Here is an 18,700-nt window from a genome sequence, read left to right as displayed (position 1 = left end):
TGGTACGAGTATCACCATTTACAAAACGCCGGGTTCGCCAAGCGCGACTATTGCCATTTTCGCTCGTTACCATCGTTATTTAACTCTTTTTGGTGAATTGATAATCAACTGTCCCATCCAATAAGGTAGGTTCTGAAGATGACAGAACAGAAGCAACAAATATTTTCCACCTCTTTAGAGCCTTATTCATAACTTCGTAGTAACTACCGCTCTGTAAGTCATCAACGATTTTTTGCATAGTTCTATAATCATCGTAAATTTAAACTGGATGTCCTTGCTCTTCCTCAAACCACCACTTGTGACTGTATCCCATACGGAACATTATTATATAAACTGTGCAGTCGTTGATTTTCCCGAACCAGTAATGTTACCACGATTAGTGTTGTGGTCATTACAGTACGGGCTAGGGCGGTGGTTAATAAAAAAGAAGACCGTTATTAGACATTTAGCCTTAACGGTCTTCTTAATCGACGGATGGCCGCCATCTGATCTTTACGTTCTAACATTTCTGTTCCGATATAGCAAATAGATGAAGAAAGGCGCGCCTACTCCTGCGGTAAAAACGCCAACAGGAATGTCGTAAGGGGTAAACGCCGTTCTAGCAATCAGATCGGCAACGACGACAATCAGACCGCCGATTAATGCGGACACCGGAAGAACGCCGCCGAACGACGGCCCGATCATTTTGCGTGTCATATGAGGTGCGATGAGGCCGATAAACGCGATCCCACCGCCCACTGCGACTGCACTTCCGGCAAGCGCCACACTGATCCACACCAATAATAATCGCTGGCGCCCCACGGAACTGCCGACGCCCGTCGCAATCTCGTCACCAAGCTGCAATACGTTCACCTGCCGCGCATTAAGGATTGCAAGCGGGATAAAGAAAAGCGTCCACGGAAGCATGGTCCAAACCATCTCCCAACTCGTACCGTAAACCGTTCCCGTCAACCATATATACGCTTCGCCGGCCACCGTGATCGGACTTAACACGAGCATGACTTTCGTTAACGAGGCCAGCATAAAGTTCATTCCGATTCCGATGAGCACGAGACGGATCGGCGTTACGCCTTTCTTCCATGCCAGCATGTAAATGATCATCGACGTGATACCGGCTCCGGCCATAGCGGCGACTGGAAGCCATTTGATGCTGACCGTTCCCGCAAAATAAGTAATGAACGCAACCGCAGCGACGGACGCCCCGCTCGTTATGCCGATGATATCCGGAGAAGCGAGCGGGTTGCGTATTACGCCCTGCAGAATGGCGCCCGCCGCAGCGAGCGAAGCGCCGACCAGAAAGGCGGCTATAATACGAGGCAATCTTAATGTATGGATGACAATCGTATGGTCTTCCGTTCCTTTGCCGAATATCGTTCTCACGACGTCAAGCGGGTTTATGTACATATCGCCCAAGCCCGTGCTGACGAGAAGAGCCGCCAAATTGGCCAATATTAACGCGACTGTAATCGAAAACGTTTTTTTATGAAGCAAAATAGAAACCGGCAGCCTGCCGAAACGAGGCGGAGAATCGTACTTCATGATTTCTCAAGCCCCCTTCGCGCAACGTATATGAAGAAGGGAATCCCGATCAGAGCGGTCACGACGCCGACTGGAAGCTCTTCCGGCATGATGGCGAACCGCGCGGCAATGTCGGAAAGCAGCAGCAGTATCGCGCCAAGCATCGCACTATACGGTATAATCCAACGGTAATCCATACCGGCAAAAAAACGGGCCATATACGGAATCACCATGCCGATAAATCCGACCGGGCCCGCGACCGCAACCGAGCATCCCGCAAGAATGCCGATTATCACTCCGGCCGCGATCTTCACCGCGAGCGTCCGCTGGCCCAAGCCTTTCGCCGCGTCATCCCCCATCATCAGCACGTTGATGTGCCTTGCGAGCAGCAGCGCTGCAAGCCAGCAAACTACCATGAAGGGCCAAACGGCTGACAGCATCTCCATCGTCCGTCCTGCGACCGAGCCCGTCAGCCAGAAAAGCACTGCATCCAGCCCTTGTTCGTCGAGGACGAGCATCCCTTGCGTAAAAGAAGAAAATAAAGCGCTTAATGCCGCGCCCGCCATAATGATTTTGAGCGGCGTCAACCCGTCCCGGCCGACCGAACCAAGCAGATAGGCAGCTGCCGCTCCGATCGCCGCCCCCAGGAAAGCAATCCACATGATCGAAGTTGTCGATGAAACGGACAATACGGTAACCGCCAGGACAACAAAAAAAGATGCACCGAAGTTAATGCCGAGCACATTCGGGTCGGCGAGCGGATTTCTGGTAATGGCCTGGATAAGGGCTCCCGCAATAGCGAGGCTTGCGCCTATGGCAGCCGCGATGAACGCTCTCGGCATACGGGATGTTTTTATAATAATCTGATTGTTCGAGCTTTCATCGTAATTCGTAAACGACTGTACGACATCATTGAATCCGACCTTCGTCGCTCCAAGAGCGATGCTTGCGTACAGGCAAACCAGCAGCAGGATGGCTCCGATGACGATCCCTGCGCTCTTGGCGGCAATCCCCGGTAAAACGTTCCCCATACACTTCTCTCCAGTCTCTCCATACGCATAAAAGAATGAGCGTAATCGCCCATTCTTTTATGTCGCTTATCGATTCATTACCTGATCCGATCGATTACAGATCGAAGTAGAAATACAGATCGTCCAGCATCATTTTGGCTGCAGTCGCGCCGCCGGACATATTCCAGGTAACATCGTTTACCTTATAATATCTGCCGTTCTTGACACCCTTCAAATTGTTCCAGAGCGGATTCGAAGTCCAATCCGCCTGCGATTTGAACGATGCCTCGTCACCGGCCCAATCGGACGTAATATCAAAGATGACGTCTCCGTCAAGTTGCGGAATCTGTTCTTTCGAAGTCAAGCCAACGACGATTTTCCCCTCGACTTGCTGGGCTTTAGGACGAGATAAGCCAAGCTCATTCAGCATCGTACCCGCAAATCCGCTAACATAAAAACGCGCGCTTCCATCCGGCTGGAATCGGATGATGGATACTTTAGTTTTCAGCTTGCTGCCCATTTTCGATTTGAACGTTGCGACCCGTTTATTCCAATCTGCCATAAATTCAGCTGCAACATCCTGTTTGTTCAATGCAACGGACGCGATCTCCATATTCGTTTTCCAGTCAAAGACGTCCGTTGTCATGACCGTCGGAGCAATTTGGGACAGTTGGTCGTAAATTTTCTCATGACGCAGCTTCGATCCGATGATGAGGTCCGGCTTCAATGCGACAATCGCTTCCAGGTTCGGCTGATTTTCGTTACCGAGATTTTTGACGCCGCCCATGTCCGCTCTCAAGTAGTGGTACCAAGGCTTTTGAACCCAGGATTCTACCGCGCCTACAGGTTTGACACCAAGCGTGAGCGAGATGTCCACCATGCCGTTAAACAATACGACAACCCGTGTCGGAACACTGCTTAACGTCGTTTGTCCCATGGCGTGGGTGACGGTCTTTTTGCTTTCGAGCGAAACGGTTTTTGTCGATCCGTTCCAGCTTACCCACAGACCGAGCGACTCGCCAATGAATCGCAGCGGAACCAGCGTAACTCCGTTTTTAACGAAAGGCGCTACGTCCAGAGTAACCGACGTTCCGTTTAACTTCGCCGTTTTGCTGTTTAAGGTGAGCTCGACCGTTTTCGTACCTTTGGCGACCGTAATTTTTTTGGTCTTCTGATCCCAGCTTACTTTGGCCCCGACTTTCTCGGCCAGCGTTCTGTAAGGAACGACCGTGCGGCCGCTTACCGTTTGCGGCTGTACGTCAAACGATAGCTTGCTGCCGTCCAGAACGACGGAAATTGCTTCGGCGGCGACAGCCGTAAAAGGAACCGTGCCGAATGCCAGAATGATTGCAATGGATAAAGCTAAATACCGGTACATTGATTTGACCATGAACTTTCTCTCTCCCTTTCGCCGACAGGTACTTTAATAATGATAATCATTTTCAAATAGAATCATATTATTGTTACTTCCGTCTGTCAAGTACGAATTTTTAAATTATTCAATACCCAGCTTTTCGGCCAGCTGTCTGAAGCCTTGATAGATTTGATAGTCCGTTTGCATAACAGCTTCCAAGTCGATTGGATCCATACCGATCTGTTCGGTAAGCTTCGTTATTTTTTCGTCAAGGAACGTGTACGACTCCGCATCGGCCGTTTTAACATCCGATTTTAGGGCATCCCAGGCTTTGATGATTTGTCCGGCAAGCGTTTTTACTTCTTCGGCGCTGCTCTCTTCGGCTTTTTGCTTCAAATCTTTCACAAGCGTCCGGATCACCGTCACAGCTTTTTCAATATCGGCTTTATCGGCCGCTTTTACGGCAGGCGCCTTCGTCTCGGTTTTATTCATGATCGATCCTACGACAGCTTCATTGGTTTCTTTATTGGTTACCGTCGCCTTTTGAATCTCTTTCGTTTGTTTGGATACTTTCGTCTCCGCTTTTTTTTCCGTTTTTACTACGGTTTCCTTTGTTTCGGTTGTCGCTTTTGTGGCTTCAGTTTCTTTGGCTGCCTCGGCTTCTTTAACTTCTGCCGCCTTTTCCGTCTCATTTGTCGACGGCTCAGTTGATGCTTCTTCCTTCATCCCGCTCTCGTTGGAGCTTGTTTCGGAATCGGTCTCAGCCGTCACTGCCGTCTGATTCCCCGAAGCTTCCTTGTTTTCGGCTGCCGAACCGCATCCGGCCATAATCAACACGCACGCTAGGACGGCCAATACGAACAATTGCCTCACCATTTATTCCCTCCTGATCATCGTGAAAAATAACAACCTTATTGTAATATAAATGATAATCATTATCAATATATAAAGAAATCAACATCAGCATTTTTTTATCGTTTTTTTCCATAACACAAATAACGCAACCGAGTGCAGATCATTTGCTCTGCACTCGATTGCATGATTTTGCTAACTTAGATACAAAAAACTGAGGATGCTCCAAACTGCTGAAACCGTGCGCGGAAATCGACCAACCGTATGCCCCTGCGTACGGAAATACGAGCACATCCCCGGCCCGGAGCCTCGTCATTGGTTCATTTCGCGCCAATATGTCACGAGTGCTGTTCATCCGGCCGACAATCGTTACCGGAAGATCATGAATTTCCATTCTTGGCCATGGGTAGGGCCAGCTCTCGACTGGTACGACGAAGAGCGGATGCCGATGCTTCCAAGCGCCGGGCAGCAGAAAATGGTGCAGGCCACCGTTTACGACCGCAAAATGCGATCCCCCGATCCGTTTGATGTCCAGCACTTCCGCGGCGTAATAACCGCAGGAAGCGACCGTATAACGCCCGCATTCGAACAGAATTTCCGGGAAAAGGGACGGAGCGCTCTCTCCGGCTTCCTGGCCGATGATTTGTCCGAGCTTCTGTACGAACGACTCCCAATCGAATGGCGATTCCAAATGCTCGTAATTGATTCCGACCCCTCCGCCTGCGTTCACATAGTGCAAATCGAAGCCGTACCGGCTCTGCCAATGCCGCGCACGTTCGATATAATGCCCAACCATCGCAGCATGCTGGTGCGCATCCAGATGATTGGACAGCGAATGAAAGTGAAACCCTTTAAGGGCGACATAAGAACAGCTTTGCGCAAGCTCAATCGCCTGTGGAATATCGGCTTCGTCAATGCCGAACTGCGAAGGTACGCCGCACATTTGCAGCGTGCCGGCAGGCAGTGGGCCGCGCAAATTGACTCTCAGCAAAATATCGGCCTTCAAATCCAGCCGTTCTGCAATCCAATTCACCCGAAGCAGCTCGGCCGTACTTTCGACATGCAGCAATGATACCCGCAGGCGCAGCGCGTTTTCGATTTCATCGTCCGTTTTGCCCGGACCTCCGAAAATAATGCTTGCTTCCCGGGATACTTCGCGCACTTTCTCCGCTTCGCCTAGCGAAGCGACCTCGAACCCGGCCGCAACGGACAGAAGGGCTTCGATTATTTTCGGGTCGGAGTTAGCTTTTATCGCGTAATAATAGGCTGCTCCGGCAGGCAATGTGGCGACGATGCGCGCCGCATGCCGCTTCAACTCGCCAAGATCGTAGATATACGCGCTGAACGGTTCGCCGGGATGATCCCGTTTCCAGCTGTGAATAACATTGGATATTCGTTTCATCTTCCTGCTCCTCGAAGTTTTGTGAATCATTTGCCCCTTTGAATAGGACTCGAAGCAAGTCCCGTTTCGGAAGCAGTCGCTCTTGCCGGCGAATGTAACGCCACCCTCGCCTGCACCAGCACCAGGAAGGCAGAAAACACGAAAACCGCCCCGAACTGAACAAAGACAAACGCGGGACTGAACCATGCGGCAAGAAGCCCTCCCATAAGCGGACCCGCAATTTGACCGGTAACAAGGAGGCTGCTGGCCGATCCGATGCTCGCCCCCCGATTATCCGCTCCCGATGTCCGGACGACCACCAGATATACCGATTGCAGCAGCGCACTGAAGCCAAAGCCCTGCAGCAAGCGCAGCGGGATCAGCCACTCGGGGCTTACTACGGCCGCCTGCAGCATTACAGCCACGCCGCAGACAGCGGCGGCTATGGCGAAGTTCCGTTCGACCGGAACGCTGTCGTTCCGCTTCCCCCACCAGGAAGCGGCCGCCCACGAGGCGGCCCAGGTTACGCCCTGCAGAATGCCGAGCCATACCGCCGCGCCGCTAGCGTCTCCAGCCAATTGGTTCACGTGCGGAGCGAATACCGAAAGAAGACCATATGCCCCGATATTGGCGCATATTCCGGCCATTAAAAATACGCCGCATCTGCGATCGGCAAGCAGCCGGCGAAGAACGACAGGAACACTTGCCGGATGTGAGGCACGTTCCCGCACCTGCTCCCTCATCTCCCCGCTTTCCTTCAAACCGATTGCCGCTGCGACCGACCAGACCATCAGCAAGCCGCCGAACAGCAGCAGCAGTGTGCGGAAACCGATCGTTCCCCAGAACAGTCCGATGATGAGCGGCCCGGCGAGAGAACCGGCCGCCACCGCCCCCTCCAGCTTCCCGAGCGCTTTTCCCCGCTCATTCTCCGGCGCAGCCCCGCCGGCAAACGCGACTCCTGCGTCGACAACGCCGCCGAGCACACCTTGCAGCAAACGTAACGCCAGCAGCTGTGCCGGCGTCTGTGCGAAGCCCATTGCAGCTAGGACGGCTGCTATGCCGATCGACGCCCGGACGACCATCCATTTTCTTCCGATCCGATCCCCTAGCTTGCCCCATAGCGGCGCTGTCAGCGCATACGAAAGAGCAGGCACCGCCAGTGCCAGCCCGCTCCAAAGCAAAGCGTCTTCCTTCCCGCCCATTTCCTCCATGTACATCGGCAAAAACGGGGCGATCGCCGTCAGGCTGGCAGTCGATAGAAAATGTGCGCCCCAAAGCAGCCGCAGGCTGCGTTTCCAATCTGCGGCGCCGCTCATTTTGCCGGCCGCCTGCGGCGGACCAGCGCCACGAACGGATTCGGAGCCTGCCCGCTGCCCGAAGGCATGCTGCCCCCGGGTACACCCTGCTGCCGAAGCAGCGGCGTAATAATTTGCTTCCACGGCCACATTTCCCGTTCGAACAAAATCTCCTCTACCGCCATCCGGTCTTGATCCGGCAAACCGGCACATTCAACAGCTTGCTCCAGGCTTTCGCGCATCGTCTGCCAGAGCGATTCCTCCTTCATCCGGTAGCGTCCGGCAAGCGAATCGGCAATCGCATATAAATTGACCTGAATGCCGAGTGTCTGCAAATAAAACAGCAGCTGCTCCGGCGTTTCGTTGTAAAGCGAATTGGGGCGGCCAGGCTTGACGATATACCCGGGATCGGCCATGCCGCTGCGTTCAAGCCATGGGAGATGAAGGCGAACCGTATCGTGGTCGCGCAGCACGATTCCCGACGGCGTCCCGTTCTTCAGGACGACCAGTACATTTTGTCCATGGATTTCCGGCAGAACGCCGAAGCGAAGCATTCGCATGCACAAGCTCAAAAATTCATCGCACAGTTCACCGAATAGATGCCGTGCCGCCTCAGCGCCCGGCCGCATTCCCCGAAGCCTCATCCAGGCATCGAACAGATGGGTGTCCATACCGGGTTCGCAGACGGCCAGCGCCGCCATCGGAACCATCTGGTACGATGGATCGCGCAGCAATTCCGCCGGGTATGACCGAATCTGGCAGGACAAATGCCGCGGCCGGTCGTCAAACCAGTCGCCTGCCTTGGGCATGTACGCCCACCAAGCCGTCTCGTCGCATAAGTAAAGCCGTCCTGCCAATGTTTGATCTGCAGCCCGCAGCTGTTCAAGCAGCCTTTGTCCTCTGGTGCCATTCGTCATATAAAGGGCCGGCAGCGACCGGATCGCGCCGAGCGATACGATGCCTAGCGGCAGCTTAACATGAGGCCCTTCGCCTGTAGGCGCAAGCGAACGGACGGATGACGTCGCGGCGTAATCGCCTCCGGCGGCAATCCCTAGCGGAACGCATGCCCCGTTCTCCATCTCGGTGCCGAACTCCCGGGGAAGCATCCGTTCGAGCTGCCAAGGGTGTACCGGCAGCGCGGCATAATCGTCCCCGCCTAAGCCGAGCCGTCGCATGGCGGCGTCCAGCTGCCCCCGATCATCCCCGGACAGCAGAAAATCGGCTGCACCCCGCCCCTCCGCTCCGTCTCCGGCCAACAAAATGTCCCGTTTGACGGCAATCCACTGAAGCGGGAATGTACCGCCGTATTCCGCGCTGTAGTTGACGTAATCCTTATCGTTCCATCCGCCCTTCGCTTTCGCCGCCGGGTGGAACGGACGATCTCTCAGCGCGGACCATCGTTCCAGCGCGAGTAAGGAGGCCGGGAATGCCGGCAGATTGCCGGCGCTCGCCATTTGCGCCTGTATCGATAAAGCCTTATGCAGGGCCGAGACGCGAAGCTGCTCGAATAATGACTCACCGTGATAAGAAGCGGCTGATGCTCCTGCCCAGCATGCAGCCAGCACATCCAATAATGCTTCCAAATCCAATGACCGCAACGTCAAGCCGCTATTCGTATCCGTCATTGCTTGAATGATCCTTTGACCGTGAATCCGGTACGGTTGATGGTACGCAGGCTCTACCGGAATAAGCAGACTGTACTCTTCCTTCCCGCGTACCTGTCGACAAAATACGAAATCCGGAGAATTACCGTTATCCCATGCTTGATAAGCGTCGCGCAGCGCCGGAGGCAGCTCATCGACACCGATTACCTTACCCGCTTCGCCTTCGGTCAACAGTTCTTCCGCCAATAAAGCGTTCACCAAATCGGTCTGTACATAAGATGCGGCTTGAACGAGCGAACGGTTAATACGAATGTCCGTACTCACAGCTGTCATATGGCTCTCCTCTCGAAGGTTTCGTAATCATTCCATCAGGTACACATGCTCGGGATGCGGATGGCTTAAAAAGTCATGATGCGAAATCGCCCACCCGTATGCACCCGCATAACGGAACAGGATTACATCCCCGATTCGAAGCCGCGAAACCCGCTCATCCTTCGCCATGACATCCTTAGGCGTACAGAGCTGACCGACGACCGTGACTTCGGTATCCGCCAGTTCCGTCCTCGGGAAAGGATACGGCCAGCGCGGGAGAGGGACGATGTCAAACGGGTGGCTGTGCTGCCAGGATACCGGCAGCCGGAAATGGTTTGTTCCGCCGCGGACGATCGCGTAATGCTTGCCGTGATTCCGCTTGATGTCGATCACCTGGACCGCATACCAGCCGCACGCTGCCGTTATGTACCGCCCGGGCTCGAAAATAAGCTGAAGCCCTTCCCATGCCTGTTCGTCCAGTACGTTCCGCAGCTCATGTACAAACGTATCCCAATCGAACTGATTGTTTAAATCCGCATAATTGACGCCGATGCCGCCTCCCGCATTCAAGACGGAAACGTTCAGGCCGAATTGTTCGGCCCACTGCCGGACGCGCGTGCAGTACAAGGATACGAGCTGCGCATGACGTCTCGCATCCAGATTATTGGAAATCGAGTGCAGATGAAAACCTTCCAGCTTGATGGCAGGCAGAGACAGAGCGAGCCGGATCGCTTCCGGGACATCTTCTTCATCAATGCCGAACTGGGTCGGCCTCCCGCCCATGGCCAGCGTTGCTTCGGGAAGGGTGGAATGGAGATTAACCCGCAGCAGCACCGGAACGACCGCCCCGCGCTGCTCCGCGATAAGCTGAATGCGCTGCAATTCGTGCACGCTTTCCGCGTGGATCAGGCTGACCCGGTTGTCAATCGCGCCCACAATTTCCCGATCCGTCTTTCCCGGTCCCCCGAACAAAATCGGAACCGCCTGCGATACCTCTCTGATTTTCACAATTTCCCCAAGCGATGCCGCTTCGAATCCGTGAACGGTATCGGCCAGCTGCTCCAGAATCTCCCGGTCCGAGTTGGCTTTTACCGCATAAAACAACCGGCACTGCTCGGGCAGCGACTGTACGCGGGAGGTCGCGTGCTCACGCAGCGCCTGCAAATCGTAAATAAATGCGCAAACCGGTTCCGGCCGCGTCTGCGACCACTGTTCGATGTAATTGACGGCCTTGTCTGCCGTTCTCACATTATTCATAACTCTTTCCTTTCCGCACTTTCTCTGAATACGTCTGCAAGTGCCCGCGCAGCGCCCGGAACGCAATGCCCCGCTCGTCGCCGAGCACAAATGCACGAACACCTCTCTCCTGCCAAGCCTCGATATCTTCGGAGGCGCGCGGAATCGCGCAGAACGGAACGCCGTTCCGTTCTGCGGCTGCATGCGCCCGAAGCAGTCCCTCGCGTACGCTTGCTTCGCGCAGCTGCCAGGGTACGCCGTAAGACTGCGACAGGTCGGCCGCTCCCTCAAGCACCATATCGACACCGGGAACGGATAAGATTTCGTCCGCCCGCTCGACGCCCGCCCGGCTTTCGATCATCGGGACGACCATTATTTCTTCGTTGGCCTTTTCCATGTATGCAACAAGGCTGTGCTTGCCGAACGCTCCCGGCCGTCCGCCGTTCAGGCTTCTCGTGCCAAGCGGATAATACCGGCAGGCGCGCACGATCTGCTGCGCCTGTTCCCTGCTCTCCACCGAGGGCACGACGATGCCTTGAGCGCCTCCGTCGAGCGCCCGGAGAATTTCTTTTGGATTCAGTTCCGACACACGCACAAGCGCCGTAATGCCAACCGCTTCGGCGGCGCGGATCATATTCTCCAGCGTTTCAGGGTTGACCAGCACATGCTCCGTATCGATAATGACAAAATCAAAATCGGCGCATCCGATCATCTCGACGACGACAGGGGACGGAATCGAGCAAAACAGTCCGAAAACGGGATGTCCGTCCCGCAGCTTTCGCTTCAACCGGTTTTCCTGTAACATGCCGAACCCCGCCTAACGGTATAGACGGAGCGGATTCGGCACGTCATGCACGCGGAACTCCGTGTCGCCGAAAAGCCGCCGTTTCGTCAGCTGCTCAACCTGAATCGTATCCGCGAACAAATCAAACTGCTCAAACCGTTCACGGTGCTCCGGATGCTCCCGCTCGTATTCGCGAATGACTCCCGCTACGATCCGCCAAAACTCCGTTTCTTCGAAACCGAAATGCTCCTCCAGAAACATGCAAAGCTCGGCGATGTTAATAAAAAAGAACGCATCGTGGACAAAATCGCGAACGACCGCCGCCTCGTCCGTTTCAATGAACGAATTGCGGTTGATTTTCGGATGATGGCCCGGCACCGGGTTCAGCTCAGGGCATGCTTCTGGATCGGCCAAATGGCGGCGCGAGAAACGAACCCCGTCATGAAAATCTTTGAGCGCCACGCGTACCGGCATTCCGCCGCGATGAATCAGGATCATATTTTGCGCGTGCGACTCGAGCGCCACCCCATGCGAATAAAGCATATGGATGAGCGGGATGACGGAACATCGGATTAACGCCTCCGTCCATTCGTGCACGCCGTGCCGTTCGACCCACGGGGCGATGAGCGGACGCCCGGCCGCCTCGACATGGCAAAGCCCGTTGAACGGAACGGCTTCTTCGCCTGCCGGCAAATAACCGTGCAGGCTTTCCCGCCAAATAAAGCCAAGCGTTCCGTACGCTTTCGCCTGCGCCAGCTCCGGCAGCGTCTCGTGATCGAACGCGACCCCCGCCAATTCGCGAAGCAAAATAACGCCGGTCCGCTGTGCCGCCGGATCGCGTTCCAGAAGCCCATAAAGCCAATCGGAAATAAGCGCCGCGTTCAGAATCGTATGACGGGCCAATATCCGGCCGGTCGACGTATTCGTAATGCTGAGCGGCAGCTTCAAATACGACTTTTGCGGGGAGACCGCATTAGCGAGCGTCCGAATCGATTGCTGCGGGCGGTACGCCTCATCGCTTTCACCGAGCGCAATCATGCTTCCTTCGGCAATATTCCGGTGAAAGGCTGTCCCGATGATCTCTCTCCACTGCCACGGATGAACCGCAACCAGCCTGAACGCTTCGGGATTTCCGCCGGCGGCCTTGATCTTCTCGTGAAAACGGGCAATCGTATCGTCGCCCAGCTCCCGCCGGATAAAAGCCTCATAATCAATCGAACGCGAATGGGACAGATGGCAATCATCGGCGGAAACGGCCAGCCAGACGGGCTTCACGTCCGATTTAAATTCCGGTCCGAAGGCCGCGTTGTCCGAAAGGCTGAAGCCCACCCTGGATTTATAGCACGGATGGTAAGGGTGGCCATCAATTACATTCCCTTCGAGAGCGTCATACGACCTTTCCTCTTCGGTAAGCGGTTCAGGCGACCTGTACGCATGCGCCTGGGTATCTTTTACAAGAGTCTGAACAAGTTCGTCGTAAAACTGCGGAAGACGTTCGTCGCATCCTGCATTTCCCAGCACCTCAGCCACAAACGTCGACAAGCGGGCTTCGGTCGTTTCCCCGCCCCGCTCAACCCGCCTGACAGAATTTCTGCGGATGCGGATACGACCGAAGCTGCGTTTTACTTGTCCTAAGCAAACATATTCGGCGGTAGCGCCTTCTGCGGTCTGCGCAGGAATAACGAACCGGTCCTCTCCGTCCGGCAAGCTCTCGCGTTCGAACGGGACGATCCCCTCGTACAGCAGCGTTTCGAGCAGTTGGCAAACAATCCGGCCTTCGACAGCTTTCATCACGTCCGGATTCAACGTGTCGACCCATTCGGCACCTGACTCGGCGACCGGTTTCTCTTGCAGCTTCGATGAATTCATAGCTCCTCCTTGCAGTGTAGAATCGGATTGGGTATGTCCACATAAAGGGGCGTCTCTCCCCGTTCTTGGAAACGGCTGATCAAATTGGCTTTTGCGGGAAGGTGCCCGTTCTCAAGCAGATCCCCGGCATATTTTTGAAATCTTTCGCAGCTCGATTCCGTTCGCGCATCTTCAAGGAGACGGCGGACAACGGTCCATAGCCGTGCCTCTCCCGTCCGATGATGCCATGCCAACGCATGGATCAGCGCGCCCAGATGGTTGACGAAGAAATAATATTTCAGCCGGAACCATGCTTCTTCTTCCGAATAAAGCACAGGACTGTCTGCGGAAATAACCATTCCAACCCATCCGGCATGCTCCGCACGGCTGCGGTCGATACTGATGCCTTCCAAATCCCGGACGTAAATCCGGCTCGGCATTCCGTTCTCGATCGTCACGAGCGAGTTTTGAACATGCGCTTCCAGGCTGACGCCTTTATCGGTAAACAATTTCAACAGCGGCAGCATCGAAATGCGCAAGTAAGCTTCAAGCCATTCGTGCGGGTCCGGCACTCCGCCTGCACACGACTGACTGATTGCAAGACTCAGCTTCGGCTCACGCTCCCCAGGGAAGCATTCCAGCAGTGAAGCTACGACATAGCTGCTGCGGCCTACGCTGCCGGCCAGCTGGCCGGCCTTGCGGAATACGACCGCGAAACTCGCTGCGAGTTGTTCATCCGTCTCCGGATTTCCGGCGAACTCGCCGCACCTGATCGTGCGGTAGCCGGTTTCCGGCAGGATTTGAAAGCTTCCCTGCTCGCCAAACACGCCCAGGCTGTTCAAAATTTTGGCCGCATCCATCGTACGGCGAACCTGTTCGGCCGTATTTTCACGAATAAAATTCGTAATACGGACATGCAGCGGAAGCTTGAAAAAGTATCCCTGCTCCGCATCCCATACGGTTCGAACGGATGAGGTGGGGTATACGGACGAACCGAGCGGCCCGAGATCGATAAGCGAGTTGTTCTCGAGCAAACGCTGCACCTGCTTGCTGTGCTTCACATATTGCGCCTGCCACGGATGAAGCGGAATGAGCCAATAGAGCGGAAAGCGTTCGCCAAGCAGCCGCCTCGCCTGTTCGATGACGGCAGGAGGAATCGCTTCCTCATAATCTTTCAGATGTTCCTCTTCCCCAAACTCGGCGCTTACGGCAAAATAGTGCAGTTTAAAGGAGGCCCGGAATTCCGGAGCATAGATCGGAAGCTCGTCGTCCGTAAAACCTTCCGAGCTCTTCGGCGTTGGATGGAACGGGTGGCCCGCCAACAGCGACTGCTCGGAACCGATGTAATCAAGCTGAACGGGCGCTGCTTCCTCCTTGTTCTCGAGAGCATCGGCAATATAGAGGCGCATTTTTCGCATACTGTTATCGATTTGTCCCCGGAGCTCATTCATCCGTTCGCTCCGCTTCAAATCTTGATCGTACAGACTGACTTCCTCCAGCACCAGATCGATCAGGCGATCCGTTACGAGTAAGGAGAAGACGCCGTCGCTCTCCAAATAAAACGAGTCGCCGTACTGATGCTGTCCGGTTTCCGAATAGTAAGCAAGCTGTCCGGCAAGCCATTTCTTACTGTGCGGCAGCTGGACCGAGAACGGCTCCCCGTATTCGCCCGCCAGAAGTATTTCGGGCACAGACCATCCGCTTCTAATGTCGAACGCGCCGATTTCCCGAAAAAAACTGTTGAGCAGCCCGCGAACCGAAGCCCGCTCAGCCAGTCGCAAGCTAATCTCATCGACAACCGGCAATAATTGTTGTCCTTGCAAATCGGTGGCTCCTTTCTTAATAAAGCTTCAGGCTTGTGCCCGCGTTCGCTTCGAGCGCCTTATAATAAAGATTGCGGGCGCATGTAATATCTTCAATCGCCATTCCCATCGGGTTCAGAATAATAATCTCGTCGTCCGAATCCCGTCCGGCTTTTTGACCGATCACGATTTCCCCAAGCTCCGCGTGCAGCTGCTCGCGGGAGAAACGGCCTTCCAATACGAGCTGGTTGATGATTTTCTTCTCGCGGTTCGACTGGTCCCAATCGTCCACGACCACTTTATCCGCCTTCAGGAATACGTCCTTCTGGACGTCCATGATCGACGTATTGCTGACAAAAGTCCCCTTCTGCAGCCATTCGTACGGGATGTACGGCGTATCGGTTACTGTGCAGGTCACGACGACTTCTCCTTGCCGGACCGCGCTTTCGGCCGATTGCTCGACATGATAAGCCACATTCGGAAACCGCTCAGCAAGCTCGGCTTTGAGCCTTTCCGCCGCTTCCATGCTGACATCAAACAGATGGATCGCTTCAATATGGGGGAATTGTTCAAGCAGGGTACGAAGCTGCGCGCTTGCAATCAGGCCGCAGCCGATGCAGGAGACATAGCGGAACCCTATGCGCGCGAGATGGCGCGCCGCTACTGCAGTAACCGCAGCCGTCCGCATGCTGCTGATCAATCCCGCCTCCAGGACGGCAATCGGGAAATTGCTGTCCGGATCGTTAAGCGCAATAAGACCGCTGGCCCGTTCCAGGCTTCTCTTCCGCGGATTGTCGTGCTTGCTGCCGATCCATTTGATGCCCGACATAGGACGGCTGCCGCCGATATGCGCCGGCATGGCAATAATGCGGTCGGCGATATGCCCGTCTTTGCTGTCGGTGCGCAAGTAAGGCTTGAGCGGCTGGACGTACGCTCCTTCCGCGTGGAGGGTCAGCGCCTGCTCGATCGCCTCGACATACAGATCGGAGCTTTCTCCTCCCAGCGAACGAATCGTTTCCCTATCCAAGTAAAGCAGTGAAGGCGCACCTCCGTCCTGAAACGGTTTCCGTTCGTTTTTTTCCGCTTGGGCGATGCCGCCTTGAGCTTTCATCGTCATGATTGAACTCCTTTCCATCCTTAAAAATCTTATTGTTCAGTCGACTTCGGCAGCCGTTCGACCCACTCGTCGTCGTAGACGAGATCCAAATAGCGGTCACCTCGATCGGGAAACAGGGTCACGATGCGAATCGGCCTATCCGCAGCCGGATCAAGCGTCGGAATCAAACGTTGAATCGCCGCCACGACCGAGCCGGTAGACCCGCCTGCGAAGATGCCTTCATTCAGCAGCAGCTCGCGGCAGCCTCTGGCCGAATCGCGGTCGCCAACGTGGATAACGTCGTCTATTTCCGACCTGTTCAGCAGCTCGGGAACGCGGCTTGCTCCGATACCCGGTAGCTCGCGCGGTCCTGCCGGACTGCCGAAAATAATCGAACCGACCGCATCGACGGCCACGACCCGAAGATTCGGAAACTTTTGCCGGAGGCGCCGACTCGTTCCCATAATGCTTCCCGACGTGCTGACGCCCGCCACCAATATATCCGCATTTTCAAGCGCATCCGCGATCTCCGCTCCGGAGCCTTCGTAATGCGCACGCCAGTTGTTGTCGTTGGCGTACTGGTTGATCCAGTAACCGTTCGGCTCGGACTCCAGCAGCTGCTGAACCCTGTGAATTCTCGTCAGCAAATATCCGCCTTGTTCGTCGCGTTCCTCGACCATGGAAATGCCCGCACCCATCTGCTTCAAAATATTCAAGTTGGTCTTGGCTATTTTGGGGTCGACCACGCAGGTAACCTTCAATCCGTAAATCCGGGCCATCATCGCAAGAGCGACGCCAAGATTGCCCGAGGTGCTTTCGATGATATGAGTGCCCTCATTTATTAAACCGCTCCTCAGCCCCTCTTCGATGATGAAACGGGCAGGGCGGTCTTTCATGCTGCCGCCTGGGTTCATATATTCCAATTTTGCGATGACCTCGACGTGCGGCTGCGGAAACAGGCGGCTTAATCTGACGAGCGGGGTTTGACCGACGCACTCGGCAACCGAATTTTTTACGGCCGACAGCTTTTCATCCTTTTTCAGCACCAGAACCACAAATGACCCTCCTTGATAACGATTATCATTATCATCAAATCCATTTACAGCGTAACATGCTATCCGGCTCCGGTAAATGCTCCGATCGGATATTTTCGTTTATCCGATCGGAGTATGCCTCTATACTACTTCCCCCCTTTTTGCAGCATTTGCTTTAATACATAGATAAAATCCGCACCCGATTTGTCGATTTCGAGCGCTTTTTTCATGTTCTGAATATGTTTTTTTACGGTATTTTCGGACACGTACAACTCCCCGGCAATTCGCTTGATCGAATAATGGTCGCAGAGCATCGCGGCAATTTGCTGCTGCCTTTCGCTGAGTAGGGCCGGAACTGCCGCATCCGGGCCGGGAACCTCCTCCATTGGTTGCTTGTCTGCGCAAGCCCCGTTGCACTCAAGCGTTACTTTCACATAATCGGAGATGTCCAGGCGCATCACCTGCTCCAAGACAACAAGATGCAGACCGGCCAGCTTCGCGCGATCCGTCTCATCCTTTACGTTGGAATCGATCGTCAGTCTGATTTTTGCCACAGTTATCACACTCTCCCGCCGCTTGCGCATCAAAAATAAAAGGAAGCAACTTGTATCCGTTCAAGTTACTTCCTCCTGTTCTGTCCTGTACCTGACAGATCTGTCTGCTTTGCCGTTATCGGCAAATGTTCTTTCGCATGGGCCGCCACATATTTTTCAATCCGTCTCTCATCCGTTATGAGCGGACACGTATAACAGTAACGGTCTTCGCCCGGCAGCCGGTAATTCAAACAACATTTTGCCCGGAGCAAAATTTGTTGTCCGTCATGTAGCGGGTCATCGACACACCGGAATCGCGAAATAATCGGATTTTTATATTTCCTTGGAAACCATTCCGGTTGAAAATGCTCGGTCATCACTTGATATACACTCTCGATATCATCGCGATTTTGCTGCGAAACCGCCTCTCTGATCCACTCCCGCTTCCAATAGGCAAACGTATAGGAGAGGGTAGCCCACAGATTGGACTCCCCTATTCCGGTATGCCGCACGATTTCGGCAAAAACGGGATAGATACCTTCGGATAGCAAATGTCCGATATACAGCTCATTTTTCCGATTTGTATCCTGGACGGCAAGAAGCGGACCATATTCAATCGGAGCAAGGATATGATAGGTTAACCCGATTCCGTTTGTTGCTACCCGTACGTTCTTTGGCGACACATCAAGCCCGATTCGACGGTGCGTCCATAAATATAATGCCCCGGCTATCAGCGCGCCGTATCGTTTAATAAATAGGGAACCGATCACCCTCCTGTCGGACGTGTTTAAAGCTGCACCGAAATGCTTCAGCAGACGGTCGAACTGTTCCCCGGCAGACAGGGTGGTTCTTTCTGCCGTTTGCTCGTTGGCGTCTGCTTCAAACCAGATATTGAACCGATCTCGCAATAAAGGCATATCGAACGAAAGCATAGACTCGATCTCCAAACGATAATAAATTTAGTTATCGATTATGATAATCTTTCTCATTTAAAATGTCAATGAAAACCTTTCACAGAAAGGCACCGCACTTGATTCAACT

The 18,700-nt window shown here is 54.3% G+C and carries 16 protein-coding genes; all 16 read right to left on the bottom strand.

Translation table 11 applies throughout. The features are described 5' to 3' along the window. Positions 1-492: 492 nt before the first annotated feature. Positions 493-1,539 carry a FecCD family ABC transporter permease gene (locus tag RB620_RS21380; RefSeq protein WP_308097869.1) on the bottom strand — a complete coding sequence of 349 codons (1,047 nt, stop codon included), beginning with the start codon at positions 1,537-1,539 and terminating at the stop codon, positions 493-495. Next, entirely contained in the window at positions 1,536-2,549 is a 1,014-nt protein-coding gene (locus tag RB620_RS21375) for a FecCD family ABC transporter permease (protein ID WP_308097867.1), read from the bottom strand. Before RB620_RS21375 ends, RB620_RS21380 begins: the two co-directional genes overlap by 4 nt. A gap of 94 nt (positions 2,550-2,643) precedes the next feature. Continuing rightward, complete coding sequence (locus RB620_RS21370) at positions 2,644-3,918, bottom strand: stalk domain-containing protein (protein ID WP_308097865.1); 1,275 nt, start codon at positions 3,916-3,918, stop codon at positions 2,644-2,646. 105 nt (positions 3,919-4,023) lie between these two features. Beyond that, positions 4,024-4,608, bottom strand: a complete 585-nt coding sequence (locus tag RB620_RS21365) for a hypothetical protein (protein ID WP_308097863.1) — start codon at positions 4,606-4,608, stop codon at positions 4,024-4,026. A gap of 34 nt (positions 4,609-4,642) precedes the next feature. Then, positions 4,643-4,870 (bottom strand): hypothetical protein, encoded by a 228-nt coding sequence (locus RB620_RS21360; protein ID WP_308097861.1) that lies wholly within the window; start codon positions 4,868-4,870, stop codon positions 4,643-4,645. A gap of 27 nt (positions 4,871-4,897) precedes the next feature. Continuing rightward, the gene (locus RB620_RS21355) at positions 4,898-6,136 is read right to left on the bottom strand and encodes a type III PLP-dependent enzyme (RefSeq protein ID WP_308097859.1); all 1,239 of its coding nucleotides are present in this window, start codon (positions 6,134-6,136) and stop codon (positions 4,898-4,900) included. A gap of 26 nt (positions 6,137-6,162) precedes the next feature. Continuing rightward, a complete protein-coding gene (locus tag RB620_RS21350; RefSeq protein WP_308097857.1) occupies positions 6,163-7,431 on the bottom strand; it encodes an MFS transporter in 1,269 nt (422 codons plus the stop codon). Beyond that, on the bottom strand, positions 7,428-9,347 hold the full coding sequence (locus tag RB620_RS21345) for an IucA/IucC family protein (protein ID WP_308097856.1): 1,920 nt from the start codon (positions 9,345-9,347) through the stop codon (positions 7,428-7,430). The genes RB620_RS21350 and RB620_RS21345 overlap by 4 nt, the downstream gene beginning before the upstream one ends. 27 nt (positions 9,348-9,374) lie before the next feature. After that, positions 9,375-10,583: a type III PLP-dependent enzyme gene (locus RB620_RS21340; protein WP_308097854.1), complete on the bottom strand. Its 1,209-nt coding sequence runs from the start codon at positions 10,581-10,583 to the stop codon at positions 9,375-9,377. Continuing rightward, complete coding sequence (locus tag RB620_RS21335) at positions 10,576-11,367, bottom strand: HpcH/HpaI aldolase family protein (RefSeq protein WP_308097852.1); 792 nt, start codon at positions 11,365-11,367, stop codon at positions 10,576-10,578. Before RB620_RS21335 ends, RB620_RS21340 begins: the two co-directional genes overlap by 8 nt. A 12-nt stretch (positions 11,368-11,379) precedes the next feature. Continuing rightward, positions 11,380-13,215 (bottom strand): IucA/IucC family protein, encoded by a 1,836-nt coding sequence (locus RB620_RS21330; protein ID WP_308097850.1) that lies wholly within the window; start codon positions 13,213-13,215, stop codon positions 11,380-11,382. Then, on the bottom strand, positions 13,212-15,017 hold the full coding sequence (locus tag RB620_RS21325) for an IucA/IucC family protein (RefSeq protein ID WP_308097848.1): 1,806 nt from the start codon (positions 15,015-15,017) through the stop codon (positions 13,212-13,214). Before RB620_RS21325 ends, RB620_RS21330 begins: the two co-directional genes overlap by 4 nt. Positions 15,018-15,033: 16 nt before the next feature. Next, entirely contained in the window at positions 15,034-16,113 is a 1,080-nt protein-coding gene (sbnB, locus tag RB620_RS21320; protein WP_308097846.1) for a 2,3-diaminopropionate biosynthesis protein SbnB, read from the bottom strand. A gap of 29 nt (positions 16,114-16,142) precedes the next feature. Beyond that, positions 16,143-17,147: a 2,3-diaminopropionate biosynthesis protein SbnA gene (gene sbnA, locus RB620_RS21315; RefSeq protein WP_308097844.1), complete on the bottom strand. Its 1,005-nt coding sequence runs from the start codon at positions 17,145-17,147 to the stop codon at positions 16,143-16,145. A 125-nt stretch (positions 17,148-17,272) separates the two neighbouring features. After that, positions 17,273-17,680, bottom strand: a complete 408-nt coding sequence (locus RB620_RS21310) for a response regulator transcription factor (protein ID WP_308097842.1) — start codon at positions 17,678-17,680, stop codon at positions 17,273-17,275. A gap of 65 nt (positions 17,681-17,745) precedes the next feature. Next, positions 17,746-18,591: a (2Fe-2S)-binding protein gene (locus RB620_RS21305; protein ID WP_308097840.1), complete on the bottom strand. Its 846-nt coding sequence runs from the start codon at positions 18,589-18,591 to the stop codon at positions 17,746-17,748. Positions 18,592-18,700: the final 109 nt, after the last annotated feature.

Origin of the sequence: Paenibacillus sp. LHD-117 (assembly GCF_030929555.1) — a bacterium.
Taxonomy (GTDB): Bacteria; Bacillota; Bacilli; order Paenibacillales; family Paenibacillaceae; genus Pristimantibacillus.
The sequence above is the reverse complement of the archived record's forward strand: the minus strand, read 5'-3'. Positions and strand labels throughout refer to the sequence as shown.

Bases quoted from the DNA above. Each gene is read 5' to 3' on its own strand.
- RB620_RS21335 (WP_308097852.1), bottom strand. From the start codon at position 11,367: ATGTTACAGGAAAACCGGTTGAAGCGAAAGCTGCGGGACGGACATCCC.
- RB620_RS21380 (WP_308097869.1), bottom strand. From the start codon at position 1,539: ATGAAGTACGATTCTCCGCCTCGTTTCGGCAGGCTGCCGGTTTCTATT.
- RB620_RS21305 (WP_308097840.1), bottom strand. From the start codon at position 18,591: ATGCTTTCGTTCGATATGCCTTTATTGCGAGATCGGTTCAATATCTGG.
- RB620_RS21340 (WP_308097854.1), bottom strand. From the start codon at position 10,583: ATGAATAATGTGAGAACGGCAGACAAGGCCGTCAATTACATCGAACAG.
- RB620_RS21375 (WP_308097867.1), bottom strand. From the start codon at position 2,549: ATGGGGAACGTTTTACCGGGGATTGCCGCCAAGAGCGCAGGGATCGTC.
- RB620_RS21365 (WP_308097863.1), bottom strand. From the start codon at position 4,608: ATGAAGGAAGAAGCATCAACTGAGCCGTCGACAAATGAGACGGAAAAG.
- RB620_RS21350 (WP_308097857.1), bottom strand. From the start codon at position 7,431: ATGAGCGGCGCCGCAGATTGGAAACGCAGCCTGCGGCTGCTTTGGGGC.
- RB620_RS21360 (WP_308097861.1), bottom strand. From the start codon at position 4,870: ATGGAAAAAAACGATAAAAAAATGCTGATGTTGATTTCTTTATATATT.
- RB620_RS21370 (WP_308097865.1), bottom strand. From the start codon at position 3,918: ATGGTCAAATCAATGTACCGGTATTTAGCTTTATCCATTGCAATCATT.
- RB620_RS21355 (WP_308097859.1), bottom strand. From the start codon at position 6,136: ATGAAACGAATATCCAATGTTATTCACAGCTGGAAACGGGATCATCCC.
- sbnB (WP_308097846.1), bottom strand. From the start codon at position 16,113: ATGACGATGAAAGCTCAAGGCGGCATCGCCCAAGCGGAAAAAAACGAA.
- RB620_RS21330 (WP_308097850.1), bottom strand. From the start codon at position 13,215: ATGAATTCATCGAAGCTGCAAGAGAAACCGGTCGCCGAGTCAGGTGCC.
- RB620_RS21345 (WP_308097856.1), bottom strand. From the start codon at position 9,347: ATGACAGCTGTGAGTACGGACATTCGTATTAACCGTTCGCTCGTTCAA.